Consider the following 24,158-nt stretch of genomic DNA (forward strand, 5'->3'; position numbering starts at 1 on the left):
TACATAGAGCAAAAGCACTTAATTATGTGCTTTGCCGCTCTATCAGCCTTGTTGATAATTCAACTAATTGAGGGATTTTTCCTTCATCAATCATTTGATGGAGCATTTCAATTGCTGCTTTTCCAATTTCTTTTCTTTGCATTTCCACCGTAGTAAGTGTAGGGCTGGTGTATTGGCTTAGGCTGGAGTTATCGAACCCAATAACCGAAATATCCTGCGGAACTTTATACCCCATCTCCATAACCGCTCGCATACCAATACAGGCAAGCTTATCATTTCTTCCAAAAATTGCATCCACAGCAAAGCCGCTTTGCATCCGCTTGTGTATTTTTTGCACAACTTCGTCAGGAGTTTTGCAGCCTGTAATGATGTTTTGCTCTGAAATCGGTAACCCACTTTCCTGCATTTGTTCTGCAAACCCTCGAAATCTCAAATCCTCCATACTGCTAAAATGCCCATGCGCGCTGATACGGTCGAGATACAGGATGTTTTTTCTGCCCTTTTCCACTAAATGTTTTACACATTCGCGGGCACCAGTATAAAGTCCTGTTCCTATTTTTCCTACACCGTCAAGGTCATTATACTGGCGATTGAGTAACAATACTGTTGGTATTCTTGCACTTATAAACTGGCGGATATAATCCTCAGGAAAACTGATGGAACTGATTATAATACCGTCATATTGACGGCTGATAATTTGCGAGACAAATTCTTCGGTGTTACGATTGGCACAAAGAGATATCAAATAGCCCATATCATAGGCGTATTTATCCATTTCACTAATAATTTGGCTGAAATGCTCGTTTGTAATTTGGTCTGCTATAAAAATGATATGATTGCTGTTTTTACCTTTGAGTGCGCGGGCAATGTTGTTTGGCCTATAGTTTAGCTCTCTGATTGCCTTTTCTACCCGCTGCCTTTTTGTTTTGTCTACATAGCGATTGTTGTTTACCACATAAGATACAATCGTCTCGCTTACGCCTGCGTGCTTTGCAACATCCGCGCGGGTCACACGCTTAAATTGATTATCCATTGTTTCACTCCGATACTAAACACGTGTGTACATTTGTTATTTATAATTATAGCACTCAAGTATTGCAAGTCAATCGTTTGCGTATAGAGTTTTAAAAATTCAGAATAAACACGAATTATTTGTAATCGAGTTGTACAAGATGTACATTAAACGCAAAAAACAAGACACTTCCTTAAACAAAAGGAAGCGTCTTGTTTTGTATACTATTTATAAAAGGCAATTAACCTCTGTGGCAGAAATCTACACCGTAGTCCCCTTGTTTGCCATCTTTCATGCACAGGTGAACAGCAGCAGTTTTAAAGGTTAATGGCAATGCCAGTATATTTGGGTTCGGGCCGACATATTTTTTCATTGCATCAGCCAATGCTTCTTCAAACGTAGCTCTGGTCTTCAGCCCCATAGATCTTGCATAACCCGGTTCTTCTGCACCTACGATGTAGATAGCAGATGTATTCATTTCGGCAATATGACCGCAGCTTATCATTGAGAATGAATGGAACGGATGGAAAGCATTGCAGTAGCGGTACATACGAATATATTCTTCATTTGTTGCAAAATACTCACCGTAACGGTTCATATCTGCCAGAGTGTTCATATGGTCATGCTGGAACATCTCAAATACTTTGCGGTAGCCTGTAAACAATTCATCATGAAAATATCCGTTGCAAATAGATGAACAAATAATAACACATTTGTCGCTCATAATTCTTTTATGGCGAATAACCTGGGCAGACAAAGCCTGCATCATCATAATGGGGTTGGTACCCATTCCGTCACCATAATGGAAGAACTGTGGCATTCCAAATACCAGTACATCGTACTTTTTCTCTGCCCAATGTACATAGGTGCGTTTGTCAGCAGTTTTCCAAGAAAGAGGCTGCATTACCTTAGCATAACCGCTGTTTATTTCAATTTGTCTCGATTTGGTATCCAAAACAGCATCACAGCAGAAGAATTTTTTGCCCATTTTTTCTTCCATGTATTCGCCTATTTCATCGAATTTGGTGCGCATTAGAGAATGACCGTTTACCGGGGTAAAATCTTTGCGGTGCATTACTTCGGGCACATGGTGTGAGGCGATTGAGCGCCAGTGGGTAATTCCGGTAGAGCAATGCTTATAACCGCCCGAATAACCGCCGTATGGGTTACCCTGTGTGTGGCCGATAAGAACTGCAACATCTGCATCGTATACATATTTGTTCATTAAAACCGGGTCACCGCGCTCGGTAGTACCCAAATCAACCAGATGGTCATAATCTTCACTGTCGTGGTTCATGATTTGGTGGGTATACCAAAACTCGTTGAAAACTTCCTCGCCCAATATATTAAAGATTTCTTCTTTGGTATTTTTGCGGTGCAAACCATTAGAACAAATAAGGAGGATATCTTTTTTCTCTACTCCTGCTTTATACAGCTCGTCCAAAACGATGGGGATAGAGATTTTACGGTGTGCGGTGGGCTGTTCTCCGCCTTTTACGCGGTCGGGAAAAATAATGACGCATTTAGAACCTTTGTGAGCCAGTTTGGATAGCGGCTCCATACCAACAGGATTAAGAATGGATTCACGGGTTTTTTCAACCAATTGGTCTTCGGGGATATAGGGTGGGTCGGGTACTGTTTCGCCCGGAATAAATACGTCGGTATAATCGGGGAGGTTCGCATCCATAGTGCCCTGCCCGTACTCAAAAGATAGTTTCATGCAATACACGTTCCTTTCTAACTTGTTTATTTCTAGAATGCAGTTGTTTGCATCCGATTATTTTCCCAAATAAGTTTTGATGATTTCGAGATATTCGTCGGGATAAAACCCTATTTCACCCGAAAAACGGGTAAGCGCAATAAGTCCACCATCAATTTCAGGAATAGACGCCAACATTTCGGCGTTATCAACTTTGAGGCCTCCGCCATACACAACAGGCAAACCATTGGTGACCTCTTTTACAAACTTTGCAATCATTTGAATATAATCTGCCTGTGGCGGGGTTTTACCGGGGCCGATAGCCCAAACCGGCTCATACGCAATTGCTACTTTGGTCATATCTACGCCGTCAAGGCCAATTTCAAGCTGTCTTCTTAGGGTATCCTGCCATTTGGGCTGTTCTTCGGAGGTTTCTCCGATACAATACAGTACTTTTAAACCTGCATTGATTGCACATTTGATTTCTTTATTCAACAGGCGGTTTATCGCATCTGTATCGGCGATGCCTGCTTCTTGCATAATGCCAAGTTTGTCACGGCGTTCTTCGCAGTGCCCGATAATTGTACCCCCGCAGCCAATAGCTTTCGCTGCATTTGCAGTGCGGTTCGTAGTAAAAGCACCAAAATTGCCGCCCACAGCGGTGTCATCGCGGAATACACCTTGACATCCTACTTTTACAGGGCTATTTTCGCACAGTGCATCCACTGCACCTATAAGATGCGCTTCTGGGAAAAACATAACGATTTCAACATCATCTGCGTTATATTTCTGAAGTTTATTCTGCGTATTATTTACAATATGTGCTGCCCAATTTTTCATAGGGGCAATGCTGTTCACTCCACCAAATTCTTTTGGAATGTCAAATCTTTTTAGATTTAGAAAGATAAATTTCACCGATTGTGTCCTCCTATATTATTTAAAACTGATAAACTCTTTGAGCGGAGAACCTATCAACGGTCTGCACCACTCTACAAACTCATCCGTCACATCATTGCCTCGCTCATTAATATATTTATCTGGCAGAATACGCTCATGCAGCATAACCTCTTCAATAGGTATTAGCTTTGTTTTGCATTTATATTCTTTGCCCGGTAAACGTTCAAAGCCTACCATAACACCGGTTTTGCCCTCGAATGCAGCTTTTGCTGCTTCTGCCCCCGCAATAATCGCTTCATCACGGTCAATTTCTGACTGGAAAGCGCTGGATGCTCTGCCGCAGATACCTGGTTTTTCACTTCTGGCTTTGATGCCTAAACGCTGAATAACAAGATTTGCAAGATGTGCGCTGACGTCGCCGTAATAAACAGATCTGCCTACTTTGAAGACTGGGGCAACAATCGGTTCACCCTGCTTATTTTTAAGGCCTTCGCTTGCTACCACAACTACGCCGCCCTTTTTCTCATAAAGAGCCTTAACATCTTCGAGAAATTGCTCTTCATCAAACGGGTGCTCCGGCAGATAAATCAAATCGGGGCCGTCCCCAGCTTTGGTTCTTGCCAACGCAGATGCCGCTGTCAGCCAGCCTGCATTTCTACCCATTGCTTCGATAATACAAACATGAATCGGCAGAGATTTAACATCCTGCGAAACCTCGCTAACCGTAGCAGCAATGTAACGGGCTGCACTGCCAAAACCGGGGGCATGGTCGGTTACCGAAATATCGTTATCAATTGTTTTAGGTATTCCTACTACGTTAACTTGCACTCCGTAGTCGTCGCAAGCCTTGTAAAGCTTGCCACATGCATCCATAGAGCCATTGCCGCCGTTAAACAAAACATATTTAATGTTATAGCGCTTCAAAATTTGGGCCATTGCCTTATAATCTTCGGGTTCAAGATGGTCGCGAGAGGTACCGATAGCAGATGCCGGTGTATGAAGCAGCAGCTTTAATTTATCTTCTTCCACATGTTTTAAGTCAATAAACTCTTCACGCAGTACTCCGCCGGAGCCTCCGATTGCTCCGTAAATCTTATCTACCTCGGGATGACATTTCGCCTCGGTTACCGCTCCGTATAACGATGCATTGATAACTGCTGTGGGTGCACCGCCATGTACAATCAAGACATTTCCTTTCGTCATCTTAAGCACTCCTTTTTAAGCTGTTGCCGGTTTGCAGGCAAGTTACTTTCTTAACTTTATAGTATCATACTGTGGTTTTGTTTGCTTTATTAATTTGCTCAAACGTTTGCGTATTTTTTACGCAAACCCAGCAATTTACAACGTGCAAACTGCCAAAAGAAGCTTTAAAAGAGTACTGCCGAATAATGTAAAGTTATACTGCGATACTATCAGTTTCGTGCATCATATAAACTGCAAGCACGTAGATACCTGCAATAAACACAGGGTCAATTTTGCTAAGGACATTTAGCTTTTGTGCCTTCAACGCAAAGAAAGATGTAATCGTTCCAACTATTTCATTACCATTTTGTATAATAATGCTGTTATCCTTTTGTCTTACTATGTTCCAAATACCGTAGGGGGTTTGCACATGCATATCATTTAGTTTTGCTAGTATTAAACTTTGTTGATGGACGTTATCTTTTGCCTCTTTCTTGCAGTAAAATGAGGCAGTTGCAATTATATCTTTTCCGCGCAAAATTTTATAACTTCTAGCTTGTGGAGTATTCCACAATTCTTTTGGTTTGGGCAAATTAATAATATCGGTTGTATATACAATATTTCCGTTATTATCCAGTATATTCTTTCCCGCACCTAAGCATCTTTTGTTTTTGATTTTAGCAACTAAGCGGTTACCTTCATCTACAATATTCCAAGATAAAAATCTCCTCTTAATTCTGAACATCATATCAAAAATCTCCTTTATTATGTAATAAGATAAATTACTCCGCCAACCACACCGGTACCAAGCATTACAAAAATTGGATTTGGCTTAAAATTATACAATACCCAAAGCGCTGTTGAAAACAAGATAACCGAAATAAAATTAATATCGCTTATGTTCCAAGAAAAACCATTTTGCCCCCAAATCGAGAGCGTTAATATAGATAATCCGGCTGAAGTAATAAGCGCGATAACCGCCGGTCTCAATCCTCCCAATACACCTTGTATAATTGTTAACTCTTTATACTTGAAATAGAAGAATGCAATCAAAGATACGATAATGCATGATGGCAGCACACAACCAATCGTTGCAATAATCGCACCCGGTATTCCTGAAATTTGTATGCCTACAAACGTTGCAGAATTAATCGCAATTGGCCCCGGTGTCATTTCAGCAATCGTAATTAAATCTAAAAACTCGGTAAGCGTTAGCCAATGGTGAAGATCGACTACTTGATTTTGGATAAGTGGCATTGCAGCATAGCCGCCGCCAATGCTAAACAAACCAATTTGAAAGAAGCTCCAAAAGAGCTGCAAATAAATCATGGGTTACGACCGTTCCTTTCTGCTTTTTTCACTTTGGTAGGTTGTAATTGCCCCAATACCGCCGCAGACTAAAATAATGTACATCACATTTATTTTCAAAAAGTAAGCAGCAATAAATGCCCCCCCCATAACAAGAATAGGCAGCAGTTTTTTTTCTTTTACAACATTGCCCCCCATATTGATAACAACGTCTGCAATCACTGCAGCAATACCGGCCTGCATCCCTTTTAAAACTGCGTTTACAACTATGTTTTCGCGAAATGCTGCATAGAACATAGAAATTACAGATAGTATAATCAGCGGTGGTAATACAGTTCCAAGTATCGTTATGAGTGCTCCCGATATACCGGCAATACGATACCCCAACAAAATAGATGCATTTACTGCAACCGCACCCGGAGAAGACTGCGCAATCGCCGCCAAATCGAGCATTTCTTTTTCTTCAATCCATTTTAAGTCATCCACAAACTTTTTCTTCATCAGAGGGATGATGACAAACCCACCGCCAAAAGTAAATGCACTTAAATAAAATGTTGAAGTAAATAACTTTTGGTGTACCTTGATATTTTTTTTCATAATTTAATCCTCCTTCTCTATCTATTGTATACGTTGCAATAACATATGTAAAATAGTATAATATTATAAAGTTTATACTTATTTATTATGTTTAAGGAGGCACTAGAGATGACACTTCGGCATATAAAAATTTTTGTTGCAGTTTGTGAGTGTGGTAGTGTAACAGGTGCCGCAGAAAAGCTTTATATTACTCAGCCTGCAGCCAGCCTCGCCATAACAGAGTTAGAAGAGTTCTACGGTATCAAATTGTTCGATCGTATTTCAAAAAGACTGCACATTACAGAAAGCGGAAAACAATTTTTGCAATATGCAACACATATTGTCTCGCTCTTTAACGAAATGGAAAATGAAATGAAGAACTGGGATAGGATAGGTGTACTGCGCGTTGGTGCAAGCATTACAATTGGAAACTATGTTTTGCCCGAAATCGTGCAGAATTTTCAATTGAGCCATCCCCAAATAAATATTAAAGTAATTATAGATAATTCAAAAAATATCGAAGATGCCGTTTTAAAAAACGATATTGATTTTGGATTGATTGAGGGAATCTCTAGCAGCCCTTATTTGCAGAGCTCTTACTTTATGGATGACTCTTTGGTTTTAATTTGCTCACCTGATTGCCATTTAACAAAGTTAAAAAAGCTTGATATTGAGCAACTAAAGAATGAAAACTTTATAATGAGAGAACAAGGCAGCGGTGGACGTGAAATATTTGAAGGCATTTTAGGGGTACACGGGATAGAAATTACACCAATTTGGCAAAGCACCAGCACACAAGCGATTGTGCGTGCTGTCAGCAAGAACCTTGGTATATCTGTGCTGCCTTATTTATTGGTAAAAGAAAATATCGATCGCGGAGAGATAGTAAGCGTTAAGATGAATGATATCTCTTTAAAACGGCGGTTCTCGATAATACACCACAAAAACAAGTTTTTAACCAACTCTGCAAAAGATTTTATTGAAATGTGTAAAAACAATCACTTTAACTTATTTACGCAAAAGAACGATTAACGCATAAAAGCGCTAATCGTTCTTTATTTTTGCTTTCGTTTTTACAATTGCAATTAGCGGGCGGTAGATGCAGCCATACGGTGATATGTATGGCGAACACCGCGGATTGCTGTTGAATATGCTTGAATATTTTCAGGCAATGCCATCCCTAAATAGCCTGCATCGCCCAAATGATGAATATCTGTACCCGCCATTTTACACATAAGCGCTATTTGGCGGATTGTATGGACATCCGCCCCCTCTTGAGAAGTTCCGACAGCGGTAATTGTCAGCGCACCCAAGCGGTGAGCATAAGAGATAAGCGATTTTGCATATTCCATGGTAATACCGCCAACGGTGCCGGGAGCAGGCAGTAAAATAATGTCCGCACCCGCTTTTACAAACTCTTTAATGTCATTTTCGGTGATGATATGCTCTCCTGCTTCACTAATAATGCCCGATGCATGCATTTTACCCGCTGCTAAAATGACCTGTTCACCAATCTCTTTGCGGAATACTTTTAATGTTTCGGTTATTGCAGCATTGTCCACACCTATTCCGGGGTTACCTGTTAGCAAAATCATATCCACACCCATTTGGCAGGCTTTTTGCGCATTCGCCAAAGTTGCTTTTCTGCCTTGCGTAAGCTGCCATAGATTTTGGTCAGAACTATCGGATGATAAACTTTGCTGTACCGGTTCTAAATTAATGCCTACGGGACGCCCTGTCAGCCGTTTTAGTTCCGCAATGGTTTTCATAGGTGGAACATTGGGTAACCCGTTGATCACAGGTTTTTCTACATCAAAAAGGTTCAGCAAAAGAATATCTGCACCCATTGCACAAACAAATTCTGCATTTGTAATATCACCCAACATGGGCATTGCCATACCAATGGTTTCGCAGGCTAAAACCCTGCCCTCGCTGCCTGCAATTGCATCCAGGAGTTCCTGCTTGTTCATCTTTTCAAAATCAGAAGCATAACAATCCAAAAATCTTTTTGACATAAACATCCCTCCGTCAATATTTTCGTTAAAACTTTGTTGTTAACAAGATGCTTTTAGCCGAATGATTCTATATTTCATTATACCTCATATTGAAAATTCTCACAAGCTTATCAAATTTTTACAAATACTATATTTTTATTTTAATTCTCAGCAAAAGTACTCACAAGCCTTTAAACGAAAATTCGAGATACTGATCTTTTTGAGAATCAATTAAATATTCCGGATGTATCGGTGCGCCCCAGCTATCGTCACCGCCCACACCGCACTGCGCAGATGCTGCACGTACCACTGTGTGGCGGCTTTTCGGTAAATCAAAGTGATGCCGTGCATTTTCAAGTTCATGCGCCGTATAGGGCAAAACCGATAGTTCCATTTCTTCCGATGTAAACAGCAATCCTCTGCCCTCATCGTCCGTCACTGCAGCGCTGCGTACTCCGGTACGGTTACCGCATTCTTGCGGTACAACATAGGCAGTTACCTCGTCACCAACCTCAGACTGAAAACGTTGCAGTTTTGTGCCATGTTTACGGTCGCTGTAATTCTCCAATGGGCCGTTTGCAAACCATTCGATGTGGGAATAACGCTGAGGAATGATGAACTCTATACCGAACAGCGGCATGGAGGACATGCCTTCTATACCCTTGTAGATTATTTGCACTTTAACTTCTCCGTCACCGAATAAAGTATATACCACCTTGCATTGAGCCTCGGGATTAGTATGCAGCTGATAGACACAAGTAACCGTAGCAGAATGGTCTGTTTTGCTCAACTGCATTTCAATGCAGGTTCTGTACAGCGATGCCAACTTCCATTGTGCCGATTGCAAATGAAACCCATTACCTCTGTCGTTGTCTGTTGGAGCCCGCCAAAATGTCGGCATTGGCATGGAATCGACCATTTCTTTGCCTTTGTAACGGTAAGATATCAACGCTCCGAGATTTTTTGCAAATAAGGCATGAAAATCTTTGCCTTTGATACCGATATTTACGTCGCCTTCAATTACCGTAATTGGATTGTCTTGAACGGTTTTTGGAGTTGGTATTGTTATAATTGTTTGCCCATACGCCGTCTCGTGCCCTTTTTGCGCCCATTTGGTATCCTGTTTTAACTGCAGTGAAACGTTATATGTATATACTCCTCCGTCTTCAACAACAGGATACGCTATCGGAATATATTTTTTTATACCCGGTTCAACATCCACAGTCATTTCTCCGCTTACCTGTTTGCAGCCGTCTTTTTCCAAACTCCATACCAAAGTATAATGGTTTGCATTGGTAAACAGGCTGTCGTTTTCTATCGTTGCACCTGTTTGATCGGGTGTGATTCTAAAGTTTTGATATAAATATTTTACTTCTGCTATTTTGGGGGAAGGCTTTCGGTCTGCAAAAACAATACCATTTGTGCAGAAATTATAATCGGTTGGGCGATCATTAAAATCGCCGCCGAATGCGATATATTCTTCTCCGTAACAATCTTTTGCCAAAATTCCTTGGTCGATATAATCCCATAGAAATCCACCTTGGTACAACGGATATTTGTGAGCCAAATCGGTATATTTATGCATAGCCCCGCATGAGTTGCCCATAGCATGCGAATATTCACAATGAATAAACGGTTTTTGCGGGTCATTGTTCAAATACGTTTCAATCTCTGTAGCTTTTGCATACATACGGCTTTCAAAATCGGAACTGTCGTTATAGCGTCTGTCATGAAATACTCCTTCATAATGTACAGCACGGGTGCTATCCATTTTACGGAACATCTCTGCCATTTCGTAAATGATCTCGCCTCCGTATGATTCATTTCCGCACGACCAAATGACAACCGAAGGATGGTTTTTATCTCTTTGCAGCATTGATAAACCTCGGTCAAGTGTTGCGTCTCGCCAATCCGGGTTGCAATCGGGGATGGCCCAGCTTGGTTCCACTGCCCCCATCTTCTGCCATGAACCATGGCTCTCGAGATTGGCTTCATCTATAACATAAATTCCGTATTCATCGCAAAGAGAATACCACAAGCTGTTATTGGGGTAATGCGATGTACGCACCGCATTGAGGTTGTTTTGTTTTAAGAAGCAGATGTCCCATAACATATCTTCTTTTGTAATTGCCCTGCCTTTTGTGTGAGAAAATTCATGGCGATTTACACCGTTAAACACAATTCGCTTGCCGTTGATGTGGTATATCTTGTCAATCATTTCAAGCCGGCGGAAGCCAACCTGCTGGCTGACAAACTCTACCGGTTGGCCTTGCTCATTGTAAACGATAAATTCTGCCGTGTACAAGTACGGTACTTCTGCACTCCATAGGTTTGGTTTTTCTACCGCTGCGCTCATCACGATTTGTTCTTGAACTGTATTTTGAATATCGAGTACAATTTCCCCTTGCGCATCTTTTAAAGCACAAGCTATGTTCCCCTTTAATTCACCTTGCATCTTCAGTGTTACTGACATTTCTGCACAGCAAAAGCTATCATTTAAGTTGGTACGCAAGTCAATATCAAAAATGTGGGTGGATGGTGTAGTATAAAGAAAAACATCACGAAAAATACCTGAAAATCGCCAATAGTCTTGGTCTTCAAGCCAGCTGCCCGAGCTGTATTTATAAACCTGTACCGCAAGGGTATTTTCGCCGTCGCACAAGTATTCTGTTAACTCAAAATCGGCAGATGTAAAACTATCTTCGCTGTAACCCACAAATTTACCGTTGAGCCACAGCGCAAATGCAGACTGTACCCCTTGGAACGATATAAATAATGGTTTGTTTTTTAAGTTTGAGGTTAATGAAAAAGTTTTTACATAAGATGCGGTAGGGTTCCACTCCTGCGGGACTTGCGGCGGACGAAGATACTCAAGACCGTCCCACGGGTACATGGTGTTTACATAATGCGGGGGGATTAACCCTGTCATTTCGATATTGGAAGGGACCATGATGTCCTTCCAGCCAGATACATCATAGCCTTTTTCAAAAAAGTTTCTGTTTGCAGATGCCAAAGTATGCGAAACTTCTATCTTCCATTTACCATTCAAATATTGTCTGGCATCGCACTTTTCTCCCAACACATCAACACCGTAAAACACATGGTCGGAGTGTGCCGGAATACGGTTAACCGCAAACACTTTAGGGTCGCTGATGAAACTGTAGTCGAAATGATGAATCTTTTTAGCCATGATATACCTCCAAAATTTTATTTTACTGAACCAAGCATACCATCAACAAAACTTTTTTGCATTATAAAGAACACTAATGCCGTAGGTATTGTTGCAATAACGATAGCAATCATAATCATGCCGTAATCGGGTGTATAAGATGAGTTTAAATTACCGATGATCAAAGGCAACGTCATTTTATCGGATGTTTGCAGAACAATGAGGGGCCATAGGTAGCTGTTCCACACATTCATAAAAGTAATGATTCCCGCTGCCGCATAGGTTGATTTCATCATTGGCATGTAAATACGGAAAAAAATCTTCCATTCGCTCAAACCGTCAACACGGGCAGCTTGCGCAATTTCTTTAGGAAAAGACTTTGTATTTTGCCGAAAGAAAAATATTAAAAAAGCGGTTGCAGCAGCTGGAATGATAATGGCAAGATAGTTGTTGATCAGATTTAACCTAGAAAACAAACGGTACAGCGGAACCATTAAAGCTGCAAAAGGAATCATCATCGAGAGCAGCAGAAAATGGAACAATTTCTTTCTGGCTTTGCTGCTGAAGATTTCAAAGCCATATCCCGCTGCTGACGAAATTAAAATTGCTAAAAGCGTTGTTACAATCGAAATAAACAGGGAGTTAACAATGCTTTGTGCAATATTTGTGGTTGTAAAGACATTTTTCAAATTATCGTAAAAAGCAAGACCAAAAGTAAGTTTGCCTTTTGTAATATCAACCGATTGATTTGTTGCGCCTACAATCATCCAGTAAAAAGGAAAAACAGAAATAAACGAGGCTATAATTAAAAACAAATACGAAAAAAGCCTTTTGATTGTTCTAGTCATTTTTATCTCCTCCTACTTTAAATTGGATGAATGACAGCAAACCTACCATAACTACAATGGAATAAGATACTGCAGCTGCATAACCAAAATTAGGTGTATATTTAAAGCATAGATTGTAAATGTATTGTGAGATACTTAACGTTGCATTGGCGGGGCCGCCATTTGTTAGGTTAACAATTTCATCGAAGATTTGCAATGTGCCGTTTGTAGACATAATGGTTGTGAACAGAATGATAGGTTTTAGAAGAGGTGCTGTAATCCGAAAGAACTTTGTAAACCCTGTAGCGCCATCAAGTTCGGCAGCTTCATAAATAGAAGGGTCAATATTTTGCAGAGCAGACAAATAAAATATCATGTTATACCCTGTCCAGCGCCAGGTAACTGCAATAATGATGGCGACCTTTGCCCAAAACGGGTCGGTGATCCATTGAATTGGCTGCTGTATTATTCGGAGCGTCATCAAAAACTGATTGAAAATACCATCCTGTGCAAAAAGGCTTTTAAACAGAACCGAATACGCCACCAAAGATGTAACACAAGGTAAAAAAATGGCGGTGCGGAATAACCCTTTAAACTTTAATTGATTGTCGTTTAAAAGCACAGCAATAAACAATGCCAGTATTGTCATAATGGGCACTTGAACAATTAAATAAGTAACTGTATTTTTTAAGGCAGCTAAAAATTGAGGATCGGTAAAAAGGCGTTTATAGTTTGTTGTGCCGGCAAATTGAAGATTCACACCCATTCCGCTTTGAAATGAAGTTATGAGAGATTGCAGCATCGGATAGAAGGAAAATATTAATATACATATCGCAGCAATGGAAACAAAGCCCCAGCCGCTTCTGTTCTCTTTTTTATTCATAAATCTATGTAGGCCTCCTCAGTACTCGTTTATAAAAAAAGCCGGGTTGCGCTGGAAAAGTCCAACGAAATCCGGCCTTTTAAACGTTTCTTATTGAATCTGTGCTTCAGCTTGCTTTTGCGCATTTGCCAGAGCATCTTCAATTTTTGTACCAGCCATTACGTTTTGCATTTCAGCTTTTATAATATCCTCAAATGCATAAGTATGTAAACCATAGTTTACAGATGGAATTTTTGCAGCCCAGTTAGAAATATCGGAGTAAATTTTTTGGCCGCCAAAGTAGTCAACAGCAATATTATAGGCATCCGTTTTTGCTGCTGGTAAATATGTAGAGATGATACCGTTGTTTTTCAGAATTGCCTCATAGAAACTGTTGTTTGAGCCAAATGTTTTTGCCAAAAAGTCTGCTGCAACATCGGCGCCTTTTACATCGTTGAGTACATACCAGCTAGAGCCGCCAAGGTTCGATGCGTTAACCGATTCTTTAATTGCACCAAGTTTTGGAATGGGGGCAATTTTCCATTGGCCACTTTGGCTTGCCTCGGCCATAATGGATGGTGTAAACCAACAACCTGTGGGTACTGTAGCAACCTCGCCGGAGTTAGGGCCTGCAACAAACTGTGCCCACTCTGAAATTGATTTTGCAATGCCTGCATCAACCATTTGTTTGTAAATTTTCATGCCTTCGTTGAGTGCAGCGTTATTTTGCAAGTTGGGGGTGGTACCGTCTTCTTTTACATACCAAGTACCTGCCGACTGCATCATAATTCTTAACTGCCCAACATCGTTCGGGTCAAGAGTCAGCATATATTTGCCTGTTTTCTCTTTTACCGCTTTGCCTATTTCAACGTATTTTTCCCATGTCAAATCAGCCATATCTGCTTCGGTGTAGCCAGCCTGCTCAATAATATCTTTTCTGTAGTATAATACAGCAGAACCCGTATCAAATGGTACACCGTAAGTTTTGCCGTCTATTGTCATAAAATCCAGCTTATATGATGAATAGTCGTTGTGTTTGATTATGCCGGTCAAATCCTTAAAGCTGTTGGGATAAGCTTTTAAAAATGTTTGTATTCTGTAGTCTTCAATCAAGATAATATTGGGTAAACCACTGGTTGTACCAGAACTCAAGCTGGTATTCATCTTTTGAATAGTGTCATTTTGTGCGAATTCAACAATTTCGATATCAACATTTGGGTTCTCTGCTTCGTAAATCTTTTCTGCTTCTTTCAAGGCAGCAATATTGAATTTCTGATCCCACGCCCAAGCAGTAATTTTTTGCTTTTCTCCTGTAGGCTCATTTCCTGCTTCTGTAGAAACGGAATCTGTATTAGATGTCGGAGAATTAGGCTTAGCTGCGCAAGATGTAACACTTACACAAAACAATGCCGCCAATAATATTGCTAATATCTTTTTCACTGTCAAATCTCCCTTTACTATTAAATTCAAACCAAATCAATTGGCTTGTTCTCCTTAATTATAGACAATCTGCACAAAATGTGTTAGTCTATTTTTTGGATAATTTAGTAGTAATTTTTGATTTCGCCCTTAATTCTCAACTGCACTATTTGAACTTTTTATCGATTTTGGTAATTTTTTTCAATCTTCATTGTTGGTACTATCCAATAATTACATTTAAAATTTGATTTACTGACTATTTAAATAAAAATTACTTTTATAATTTATATAATATTTAATGTCAATTAATCGTTTTTTGTTTCATCGTAATGGTTACAGATGTACCGACATCTACTTTGCTGGTTAATTTTATACCGTATCCATCGCCATAAATCATCTTTAAGCGTTCATCCACATTGCGTATACCAATGCCCGAAAAATGATATTTAGAAACACCTTCATTTGTCAGTGCATCGTATTTTTCGGAGCTGATTCCATCACCATCATCAATGACTTCGCAGATGAGTTTTTCGTCTTTTATCCGCATAAATATACGGATACACCCACTATGCTTTTGCTGATAAGCGTGAAAAAAAGCATTTTCTATAAACGGTTGGATAATGAGTTTGGGTATTTTGCAATCCATGCAATCTTCATCAAAATGATAAGCTACATCGATACTGTTGCCGTATCTTGCATGATTGATGGTTACATAGCTTTGCAAATTTAGAAGTTCTTCACGCACCGTAATTTCCTCATCTGTTTTACTAATGGTATTTTGCAAAAGACGAATAAGCGCGTTGATGGTTTCGGTCACCGCCTCTTTATTGCCCTGCCACGATAAATATTTGATAGATGCCAATGTATTATATAAAAAATGAGGATTAATTTGCATTTGTAAAGCATGAATTTCTGATTTTCGTCTTTTTTTCTGCTCTTCAACAAGATTGTTAACATAGATTTCGATTTTGTCTACCATTAAGTTATACACCTGCTGAAGTTCTCTTACTTCATAGCTGCCCTGAATATCTAATAACGGCCGAAAATTGCCCGCTTTCGATTTTTTCATATGTTTTACAAGCGCCGTCAACGGATGCGTAATCCTTCTGGTAATAAAAAATACTAAAGGCACTATGGTACATATTACTACAAAACAGCCCATGAACATAAGCGGCTGCAACTTCAAAAAATCTTTAAGCAAAAAGCTTTTATCTACAACATTAACTATGTAAACATCATAAATAGGTAAATATCTTGCTATTAAAACGCTTGGTTTCCCGTCATAATCGGCACTGATATAACGATTTTGTGTTCTTACGTTTTGAATTGCGTAATTCAAAATTTTACTGTTCTGTTTACCCACAATTTCTTTTACATTGCTTGAAATAATAGTTCCATCAGAGGACATCACTAAAATGCGGTTTCCTTCAGATACTGTTCCTTCATACATACTGAAAAAGTCATTTTCATCGATGGATACATAAATCGTACCAAAGTTAGTAGACGAGTAAGGGTCTTTCAGTTGTTTTACTGCCATAATAATATTTTTATTGTATAAGCTCGCGGTTAACCCGCTGTTGCTGAAAGCAAAAAAAAGTTTATTAGGGTTAGCTACTGATTTTTGTGCAATAGGATGGTTCATCAGTTCAACGGGTGTATAGTTTAGTCTTTCTTGAGTAGATACAAATGCAGTACCGTTTATACCAACACTTACAATATGAAATGTCGGAAATTTGCTGGTCTGATCTATGGTTTTTAAATTGCTTTTTATATTATAAAAAAGTTTAAAAAGCCTTTTTTGGTCTTGAATATTTTGCGTAAAGCATTCTTTTAATGCAGGGTTTTGACGGTAGGTATTGATAACGGAAATTACTTGGCTTGTGTAATCGTTAAAATTCTTGGCAATCTGATCCATCATTTTACCGTTTAAAATAGTAAAGCTATCCACAAACAATTTTTCTGTAACCTGAGTTGCCATAATAATGGTAAATAAATTGGTTACAATCAAACTGATGATAATAATGATAGATATTTTTAGAAACAAGCTGATTTTTAATCTTTTTTTCATGAAGGACCTCTTATATCATTTGTGATCGCAATCAGAGTTTTGCCGAACACTTTCTGTATGCCGAAGGATTCATGCCTGTCCTCTTTTTAAATACCTTTCCAAAATAACTTTGGTCAGAATATCCTACTTTCTCGCTAATATCTGCTAACGGAATATCCGTATCAGTAAGCATTTTTTTGGCACTTTCCACGCGGATATTGTTTAAATACTCATTAAACCCATAACCAGTAAAATTTGAAAAACAGGTTGACAAATATGAATAACTAATATGAAAAAATTCTGCAATATGGTTAAGAGTAATTTGCTCGCTGTAATTATCTTCTATATGTTTTAAAATTCTGCCAAACAGTACATCTTCCGTATTGCGATGGACAATTGCATACTCTTCTATCGTTTCCAAAATAATCTGTAATTTATCAGCCAACTCCTGCGGACAAGTGGCATTTGTAATATAAGCAAAAAACTCCATTTTACGGGCACTGAGCCCCTCCATATCTATACCCATTTCTTCCAGTGTATTTATGGTATTGTATACAATATTCTCAAGCATTTTTTTAAGTTCTTGTTCGCGAAGATAGTGCCCATCCTTTAAAGAAAATAGAAATGAAGCCAATTCAGAATAAGCAGCTGTAAAATCCATACATCGAATACTTTCGAAATATTTTTTATTATGAAACACAGCATGGATATTAATTTCTTCCAAATCATGCTGAAAAATAATAGTATAATGATTGAAATAAAATTTTAAATCTGCTAAGCAAGAAATATAAAGAAATTTAGTTCTCGTCTCCAAATAATTTTGATATTCATCGCCGATTATCCAAAACAAAGTAGGAATGTTTTCAGAAATTTCTTTTGCTGCCGCGCAAATTCTCTCAACAGTATGTTTGTATTCACCTTGGTTATAGCAAAATAAAAACACCAAATAAAAGTCATCGGTATATGTAAAATAAAAATCGATACCTTGCAGTAATTTTTTAACTACATCTACAATAATTTCTTTTGCGTTATTTTCGTTATGCAGCCCGGTTGCAAAAAGTTTTTTTAAACTGCAGCACCAAAGGCAATATCTGTTACCCGGTAAAACTACGTTTTTGGCGTTCAAAGCATCTTTTTTACTGATTAACGTTTTTAATACATCTTTTGCATAATCTGCCGTCGGCTGTTCTAAATAGATATTTTGTTTTTGTGCAAGTTGATGCAATTTTTCGAGAAGAACTGCCGGTTCTAACTCTGGTTTTAATATATAATCTGCCACACCATATTGAAAAGCCGATTTTACATAAGAAAATTCACTGTGACCGCTTAGCATAATTGTATAAATTTGAGGATGTTTCAAGTTTACGATTTTCGCCAGTTCCACACCATCCATAATTGGCATTACAACATCACTGATTAATATGTCCGGACGTTCTGTTTCAATCAGTTTCAATGCATCCCGACCATTGGAGGCTTCTCCGACGATAGTAAAGCTATTGCCCTGCATCCCGATAATGTAACGCAACGCTTGTCTTGTTATGAGTTCATCCTCAACAATAAGTATTTTGCAAACAGTCCTCATTGGTGTGCCCTCCAATCTGTTTTTCGTTAATACTGATTAAAATTTTCCACATACACCTATATTATACTGTTATTTTACTCCAATTTCAATGTCGATGGATTTAAAATATTCACATACAACGGTTTTATTTGATATAAAAGATAAAAGTTTGGACACTTTAGAATTAGCAAAAAATAAAGCTGCGTTAATATCGAACTGATAATACAAACACAGCTTTATCTTATAACATAAATATTTATTACAATACGAGCGTTTTATTTTTTCCGCTGTTTTTTGCTTGGTACAGTGCTTTATCTGCATTATTAAAAATATCTTCTGCACTTTGCCCTTCGCGATACTCAGTGATACCTGCACTGAAAGTAATAGAAGAATTTTGTTGAAAGCTATAGCGGATATTTGAAAAACCGATTCTAACCGATTCGATAATTTCGTAGACTTCTTCAATGGTCTTATCTTTTATAATTAAGCAAAACTCTTCACCGCCGTATCTTGATAAAAAAATATCGTCATTGTTTTCGTTTCCTTTTAAATTAAGCAATAATTCCGATAATTTTACCAATACTTGATTGCCCGATAAGTGCCCATAGGTATCATTTACTGCTTTAAAGTTATCAACATCCAAAATTACCACACAAAGTAATTTTTTGTTCATGTTCATATCTTCAATGCTCGATTGTATTTTTTGCATAAACGTTTGTTGATTGTATAAATTTGTTAAAGAATCGGTTCGCGTTTTTTCGAATAATTCCAATTGTTTTGCATAACTTTCGCAGATGTACTCTTTATTTACCCTTATATAATCAATAAAAACATTTGTTAAATAACAAGAAGCAATTAAAAATATATAAGCAGCAAAAATGTTGATAAAAAAATAATACCAACCTAATTTGCGAGTAGAATGTATAATTACAGCTAAAACCAACACTATGGCTACTAAAGAAATGTTTCTTGTTATTCTTTTATCTGCGTACAGAGTAGTCATAAACACAGGAACTACAAAAGAACTTAACGTTATACTTGTAACATAATGTGTAAATGCTACAACAAATGAAATAACCAACGCAGCGATTACTATGGAATAGTTTTTTGTTTTTGTACTGTGTTTTAATGATTTTTGTATTTTTTTGTTTGTGACTAAACAGAGAATATTTAAAAATGATGGAACTAATACGAATTCTAGTAAATAGTTTATTATTTTTTTACCATCTAATTCATTGAAGGGCTTCGAAATGAAAAAAACCACAATTTCAACAAAGAATATTAGCAATACAATAATCCAGAGTGTTTTTTCAATCTTATTTCTCCATTCATTCATTGAATAATTCGGTCTTTTAATTTCCACATCTTCACCCGCCATTTTTAATGGTTTTTTAAACATATTTTAAATTACGATGGCGTCTTCTGTTGTTAAACGGTCTATTACTGTAGAGGATTCTTGCGGAACAATATTACCCGACCGAACAAGACTGCTAAACAAAGATGCAAGATAAGGGTCAAATTGTTTTCCGGCTTCTTTGTCCAGTTCATCTAGAGCATATTCAATCGAACAGGCATCCTTATAACTTCGCTTTGATATAATCGCATCGAAAGAATCAGCAATACATAGTATTCTTGCTGAAAGCGGAATATCCTCCCCTGCAATTCGCCTGGGGTAACCTTGCCCATCATAGCGTTCATGATGACCAATCACTGCGGGAATTACATAGTCTAAACTTGGAAGATGGCGAATAATACCAATGGAGTCTTCTACATGCCTCTTCATAATCTCATATTGCTCAGGTGTAAGCTTGCCGTGTTTATTTAAAATTTGTTCGTCAATACCGATTTTCCCTATATCGTGCAAAAGTGCAGCCTCACGGATAATTTCAATTGTATCCTTATTTAACCCTAAAGCTTTTGTCAACTCAGTTGAATAATAAGCAACATTTTTTGAGTGGTTAAATGTATAATGGTCTTTTGTATCTATCGCAGCCGTAAGAGCAAAAATGGTAGGAGCGTATTCAGAATAAATTTCTTCCTTATCCTGCATTATAAAACTTCCCTGTTCTTTTTGCCCCTCAAAACTTTTACCTGCAGTATAAACCATAATTGAATTTTTACCGCTGCGTTTTACTTGATATACCGCCATATCTACATTTTGCAGCAACTGCTTCAGAGTGGTTGCACCGTACGGTATCGCACTGATACCTACACTGATTGTAAGCGCCTTTAACGTATAATCAGAAGACTTTTTGTTCATATCCATAATTTGTTTGCGAATATTTTCAGCAAGGCACTTTGCCGAAAGCAAATCGTATTTAGGCAGAAGTACCGCAAATTCCTTGCCGCTGTATCGCGCTACATATCCTGCAGCCCCTGTACTGTTTTTAATAATACCCGCTGCTATCTGCAACGCCAGATCTCCCTCTTTGTTGCCATAAAGCTGATTATACAGCTTAAAATCATCAATGCTGAGAATCATCAGTGCAAGAGACTCATTTTTATTCTTTTCGTATTCTTCATTGAGAATCTCATAAAAATATTTTCGATTGAATACGCCCGTTAATTCGTCGGTGCGTGCCTCCGTAACTGCTTTTTCATACAGTCTGGAATTTCTTACGGCAATTGATGCAATCGTTTTTACTGAAGATAAAAAATTGATATCATCACAGATAAAATCGTTTTTATCTTTACCCGTAAGCAGGATAATCCCTACCATACTGTTCTCGTCAATAAGCGGTACACAGCATTCGATTTCAAATTCGGATAGTTGTTGTTTTTCAATTTCCCACATAGATTTGTAGATTGCTGTTCGTTTAAAATCCTTCAGCATCATACACTCGTTATTGGTTTTCAGCCACTGCACAATAGGGTTGTCTTGCTGAAAGGTGAACGTATTTTTGTCAAGAGAACTGGTACTGCGGGCAAAAATATAGTTTTGCTCGTTGTTATCGGCAATGCAAACATATACTCTTCTGACGGAAATTGTATTTTGAATGACTTGAACAAGTTCCTCTAAAATTTCATCAACTTTTAAGCTTTTGCTCACAGCTATGCTGAATTGCCTGAGGTTCTCCGCTTGAACAATCTCATCTTTTACAAAAACCCTATCAATAAAGCCTTTCATTGCATAATAAATCAAATGTGTAGCTGCCGAAAAAAGTACCGCGATAATTAATATCTGATACTCCATCAAAATGGGAAAATGCATACGAATAAATGTTTCCATCGGTCGTATAAAATTGACAAATAAGCAAAATGAAATAACCGCAGCCAATGCGTAACAATTGCTGCGCATAATAAGCAATTTTAATCGAAATAGCCTTTTTTGATATAATGCATAATACAAACAAACTGCGTAGCCGACGCCCGAGGCTATGTCATATGGTACGCCTTTAAACATTGGCAGCATAATAACAAAATTGCCAATAAATATGATTGAAATACCTGCTATAATAGGTAAAAATTGTTGCTTTGTAATTACATTTTTTCCATTTGTTTTGATAAGCACTATGATTATTTGAACAACAACAAGCAAACAGAAAATAAATAAAACCGAAACCGCCCAGGTGGGATAATAAACGAACACGGTTTCTCCGTTTTCAGCAAGTTTCAGTTTAGGCGGCGCCAAAAAAAAGCCGGTTCGCATATTAATAATGTTGATAAGCAATAAGCTCACTACGCCTACCATGTTGAATGCCGAGCGCTTTACCCCTATGTATTTATACACAAAATTGAGCAAACCGCAAGGGAACATAATCAGCCCAAATAATGACAAATCGTACCACACTTTTACAGAGGGCCAAATCTGCATGCGCATACAAAAGGATGCCCCTGTCCAAACAATAAGTAAAAATAGCATCCATAAAAAAGCATTGATCAATTTATTCCTTTTTGATGCAAGAAAAGGCAGTCCCATAAATAAATAGCAAAAAAGAGCAATTACGGGGATTTGTACAAAACTGCCCATTAAATGATACCTCCCCTATAGGTTACATGGCATTCATTCTGAACTGCTAAAAGTTCAGAAATATCATAACGAGCAGGATTGACACGGCGCATTTTTCTGCCTGTTTTACGCTGATATTCTTTAAATGTACCACAGCGGACAATCGTTATTTCAAGCGGTTCTATACCTAAAATACGCTTTAAATCTCGGTAATCGTTATCCACATATTTAAAATAGACCTCTAAATGTTCACGAAGAATCTCTTTACCGATTGCTTGGGTCATAAGCGTTTCAGGTACTATTTCAACATAGAGGTGCAAAAACGGTCGCTTTTTATCGGAGAATTCTTTCGCTGCAACCCAATCTTCTACAGGCAAACCGGACAGTTCTATCACTTTTGAAATCGAGTTTTCTGTAATTCGGGTAAAACCAGCAATATCAATTACGGTTGGAATACGATCAATATATCGGAATCTTGGGATATTTGTATGATCCTCTCTGCTCGATAGACCAAGACAGCGGTAAACATCACCCACCCTATAACGGACAAATGCTCCGCCTTTGAATACAGAGATTACAAGCTCGTACTTTTCGCCCGGAACCACTTCGTTCATCAGTACGGTATATGGCTGATACTCTTCATCGTCCAAGCTTTTGTTCATTTCTTGTTCGGGTATAAATTCATAAAAGCATGCGTCGGGGAAAAAATAAAGCCCGTTTTTGTTCCAGGTCTCCGTTCCAACACAGGTAGGTTCGGTGCCTGCAAACAACTCCGTTGGACGAATTCCCCATAAGTCTTCAAGGTCATCTTTGTAGCAATCGTTATCGGTACCTGCGCATACAAAGCCTTTTAATCGAAATAAGTCCTTTGGTTTTAATGATCTGCCTTCTTTTTTACAGCGAATTCTCGCCCTGATAATCCGTAAAATCGTCAAAGGCGAGTAGTTGAGAATTGATTTTTGGCTTCCGGTTGAACTCCCGTTACCAAGACTGGTTACTGACTGACTGATATAATACGCGACACTGCCCATACCAAAGAAAAAATCAATGCCCTTGCTGAGCCCTAATTTGAAACCTTTTTTGTTGCGCTCGCTGAAAGACAATTTGACTGCCTCTTTAACGGGAGGCAAAAACTCAAAACCAATGGCATCGTTAAGCGATGGCGGAATAAGCCCGGTAAGATAAGGAAGCGGAGCAAACCCATAGAGCACCTTGTCGGTAGGTTTTACATCAAATACTCCTCTCTCCGTTGCCGTGCAAATAATCAATGCTGAAATGAGATTGTTACGATATGTATCGAGCATTCCCTTCGTATAAGGGGCTACTTTCACCGGATGCTGCCCGCCCTCCCAGGTGGTTTCTATCCAAACAATCGGCGGCTCGGGCAGAATATCATTCTTTTTTTGAAGCAGCAAATCCGCATAATCGTTGTAAGTTGTCAGAGGTATCTGAGAGCGAAATTCTTCGATTGTCTGAGGATTTTTGGAGCCTAAAATGCTTTTACCGAGTTCGCTGTTACTCCATAAACGCACTTGTTCCAGCATCAACCTGTTTTGGATCAACATGTAGCTGTCCATATCCAGGTCTAAAAAACCGCAGTATTCCTGCCAAATTTCATCATATTTTCTTTTTTTCAGTTTTTCGCTGAGCTTCATG

18 protein-coding genes are annotated in these 24,158 nt (G+C 38.5%); 1 reads left to right on the forward strand and 17 read right to left on the reverse strand.

What is annotated here, in order from left to right:
• Positions 1-22: 22 nt before the first annotated feature.
• The 7 genes from EDD70_RS09205 to EDD70_RS09235 all read right to left on the reverse strand — a co-directional run bounded on the left by EDD70_RS09205 (position 23) and on the right by EDD70_RS09235 (position 6,695).
• Entirely contained in the window at positions 23-1,033 is a 1,011-nt protein-coding gene (locus EDD70_RS09205; protein ID WP_092750825.1) for a LacI family DNA-binding transcriptional regulator, read from the reverse strand.
• Positions 1,034-1,253: 220 nt separating this feature from the next.
• Positions 1,254-2,732, reverse strand: coding sequence for a lactate racemase domain-containing protein (locus EDD70_RS09210; protein WP_092750823.1), 1,479 nt, complete (start codon positions 2,730-2,732; stop codon positions 1,254-1,256).
• 57 nt (positions 2,733-2,789) lie between these two features.
• A complete protein-coding gene (locus EDD70_RS09215) occupies positions 2,790-3,626 on the reverse strand; it encodes a triose-phosphate isomerase family protein (protein WP_092750821.1) in 837 nt (278 codons plus the stop codon).
• A gap of 18 nt (positions 3,627-3,644) precedes the next feature.
• A complete protein-coding gene (locus EDD70_RS09220; RefSeq protein WP_092750819.1) occupies positions 3,645-4,811 on the reverse strand; it encodes a diphosphate--fructose-6-phosphate 1-phosphotransferase in 1,167 nt (388 codons plus the stop codon).
• A gap of 193 nt (positions 4,812-5,004) precedes the next feature.
• Positions 5,005-5,538, reverse strand: coding sequence for a hypothetical protein (locus tag EDD70_RS09225; RefSeq protein ID WP_092750817.1), 534 nt, complete (start codon positions 5,536-5,538; stop codon positions 5,005-5,007).
• Positions 5,539-5,555: 17 nt separating this feature from the next.
• Positions 5,556-6,119, reverse strand: a complete 564-nt coding sequence (locus EDD70_RS09230; RefSeq protein ID WP_092750815.1) for a chromate transporter — start codon at positions 6,117-6,119, stop codon at positions 5,556-5,558.
• Between the two features lie 3 nt (positions 6,120-6,122).
• Positions 6,123-6,695: a chromate transporter gene (locus tag EDD70_RS09235; protein ID WP_092750813.1), complete on the reverse strand. Its 573-nt coding sequence runs from the start codon at positions 6,693-6,695 to the stop codon at positions 6,123-6,125.
• A gap of 108 nt (positions 6,696-6,803) precedes the next feature.
• Between EDD70_RS09235 and EDD70_RS09240 the strand changes: the two genes are divergently transcribed.
• A complete protein-coding gene (locus EDD70_RS09240; protein ID WP_092750811.1) occupies positions 6,804-7,706 on the forward strand; it encodes a LysR family transcriptional regulator in 903 nt (300 codons plus the stop codon).
• 53 nt (positions 7,707-7,759) lie between these two features.
• Here EDD70_RS09240 and EDD70_RS09245 read toward each other — a convergent pair whose 3' ends face one another.
• From EDD70_RS09245 to EDD70_RS09290, 10 genes are all read right to left on the reverse strand, one after another.
• Positions 7,760-8,689, reverse strand: a complete 930-nt coding sequence (locus EDD70_RS09245) for a DUF7916 family protein (RefSeq protein ID WP_092750809.1) — start codon at positions 8,687-8,689, stop codon at positions 7,760-7,762.
• 160 nt (positions 8,690-8,849) lie between these two features.
• On the reverse strand, positions 8,850-11,858 hold the full coding sequence (lacZ, locus tag EDD70_RS09250) for a beta-galactosidase, LacZ type (RefSeq protein ID WP_092750807.1): 3,009 nt from the start codon (positions 11,856-11,858) through the stop codon (positions 8,850-8,852).
• Positions 11,859-11,875: 17 nt separating this feature from the next.
• On the reverse strand, positions 11,876-12,685 hold the full coding sequence (locus EDD70_RS09255; RefSeq protein WP_092750805.1) for a carbohydrate ABC transporter permease: 810 nt from the start codon (positions 12,683-12,685) through the stop codon (positions 11,876-11,878).
• On the reverse strand, positions 12,678-13,547 hold the full coding sequence (locus tag EDD70_RS09260) for a carbohydrate ABC transporter permease (protein WP_092750803.1): 870 nt from the start codon (positions 13,545-13,547) through the stop codon (positions 12,678-12,680). Before EDD70_RS09260 ends, EDD70_RS09255 begins: the two co-directional genes overlap by 8 nt.
• A 90-nt stretch (positions 13,548-13,637) precedes the next feature.
• Complete coding sequence (locus EDD70_RS09265; protein WP_092750801.1) at positions 13,638-14,966, reverse strand: ABC transporter substrate-binding protein; 1,329 nt, start codon at positions 14,964-14,966, stop codon at positions 13,638-13,640.
• Between the two features lie 280 nt (positions 14,967-15,246).
• A complete protein-coding gene (locus EDD70_RS09270) occupies positions 15,247-17,013 on the reverse strand; it encodes a sensor histidine kinase (protein ID WP_092750799.1) in 1,767 nt (588 codons plus the stop codon).
• 31 nt (positions 17,014-17,044) lie between these two features.
• Positions 17,045-18,574, reverse strand: coding sequence for a response regulator (locus EDD70_RS09275; protein WP_092750797.1), 1,530 nt, complete (start codon positions 18,572-18,574; stop codon positions 17,045-17,047).
• Between the two features lie 238 nt (positions 18,575-18,812).
• Positions 18,813-19,916: a GGDEF domain-containing protein gene (locus EDD70_RS09280; RefSeq protein WP_162840757.1), complete on the reverse strand. Its 1,104-nt coding sequence runs from the start codon at positions 19,914-19,916 to the stop codon at positions 18,813-18,815.
• 39 nt (positions 19,917-19,955) lie between these two features.
• A complete protein-coding gene (locus EDD70_RS09285; protein ID WP_092750793.1) occupies positions 19,956-22,523 on the reverse strand; it encodes a histidine kinase N-terminal 7TM domain-containing diguanylate cyclase/phosphohydrolase in 2,568 nt (855 codons plus the stop codon).
• Positions 22,523-24,157, reverse strand: coding sequence for a GH3 domain-containing protein (locus EDD70_RS09290; protein ID WP_092750791.1), 1,635 nt, complete (start codon positions 24,155-24,157; stop codon positions 22,523-22,525). Before EDD70_RS09290 ends, EDD70_RS09285 begins: the two co-directional genes overlap by 1 nt.
• Between the last annotated feature and the right edge of the window lies 1 nt (position 24,158).

Origin of the sequence: Hydrogenoanaerobacterium saccharovorans (genome assembly GCF_003814745.1) — a bacterium.
In the GTDB taxonomy this organism is placed as follows: domain Bacteria; phylum Bacillota; class Clostridia; order Oscillospirales; family Ruminococcaceae; genus Hydrogenoanaerobacterium; species Hydrogenoanaerobacterium saccharovorans.

Bases quoted from the DNA above. Each gene is read 5' to 3' on its own strand.
- EDD70_RS09220 (WP_092750819.1), bottom strand. From the start codon at position 4,811: ATGACGAAAGGAAATGTCTTGATTGTACATGGCGGTGCACCCACAGCA.
- EDD70_RS09235 (WP_092750813.1), bottom strand. From the start codon at position 6,695: ATGAAAAAAAATATCAAGGTACACCAAAAGTTATTTACTTCAACATTT.
- EDD70_RS09260 (WP_092750803.1), bottom strand. From the start codon at position 13,547: ATGAATAAAAAAGAGAACAGAAGCGGCTGGGGCTTTGTTTCCATTGCT.
- EDD70_RS09270 (WP_092750799.1), bottom strand. From the start codon at position 17,013: ATGAAAAAAAGATTAAAAATCAGCTTGTTTCTAAAAATATCTATCATT.
- EDD70_RS09205 (WP_092750825.1), bottom strand. From the start codon at position 1,033: ATGGATAATCAATTTAAGCGTGTGACCCGCGCGGATGTTGCAAAGCAC.
- EDD70_RS09275 (WP_092750797.1), bottom strand. From the start codon at position 18,574: ATGAGGACTGTTTGCAAAATACTTATTGTTGAGGATGAACTCATAACA.
- EDD70_RS09245 (WP_092750809.1), bottom strand. From the start codon at position 8,689: ATGTCAAAAAGATTTTTGGATTGTTATGCTTCTGATTTTGAAAAGATG.
- EDD70_RS09210 (WP_092750823.1), bottom strand. From the start codon at position 2,732: ATGAAACTATCTTTTGAGTACGGGCAGGGCACTATGGATGCGAACCTC.
- lacZ (WP_092750807.1), bottom strand. From the start codon at position 11,858: ATGGCTAAAAAGATTCATCATTTCGACTACAGTTTCATCAGCGACCCT.
- EDD70_RS09225 (WP_092750817.1), bottom strand. From the start codon at position 5,538: ATGATGTTCAGAATTAAGAGGAGATTTTTATCTTGGAATATTGTAGAT.
- EDD70_RS09230 (WP_092750815.1), bottom strand. From the start codon at position 6,119: ATGATTTATTTGCAGCTCTTTTGGAGCTTCTTTCAAATTGGTTTGTTT.
- EDD70_RS09290 (WP_092750791.1), bottom strand. From the start codon at position 24,157: ATGAAGCTCAGCGAAAAACTGAAAAAAAGAAAATATGATGAAATTTGG.
- EDD70_RS09255 (WP_092750805.1), bottom strand. From the start codon at position 12,685: ATGACTAGAACAATCAAAAGGCTTTTTTCGTATTTGTTTTTAATTATA.
- EDD70_RS09240 (WP_092750811.1), top strand. From the start codon at position 6,804: ATGACACTTCGGCATATAAAAATTTTTGTTGCAGTTTGTGAGTGTGGT.
- EDD70_RS09285 (WP_092750793.1), bottom strand. From the start codon at position 22,523: ATGGGCAGTTTTGTACAAATCCCCGTAATTGCTCTTTTTTGCTATTTA.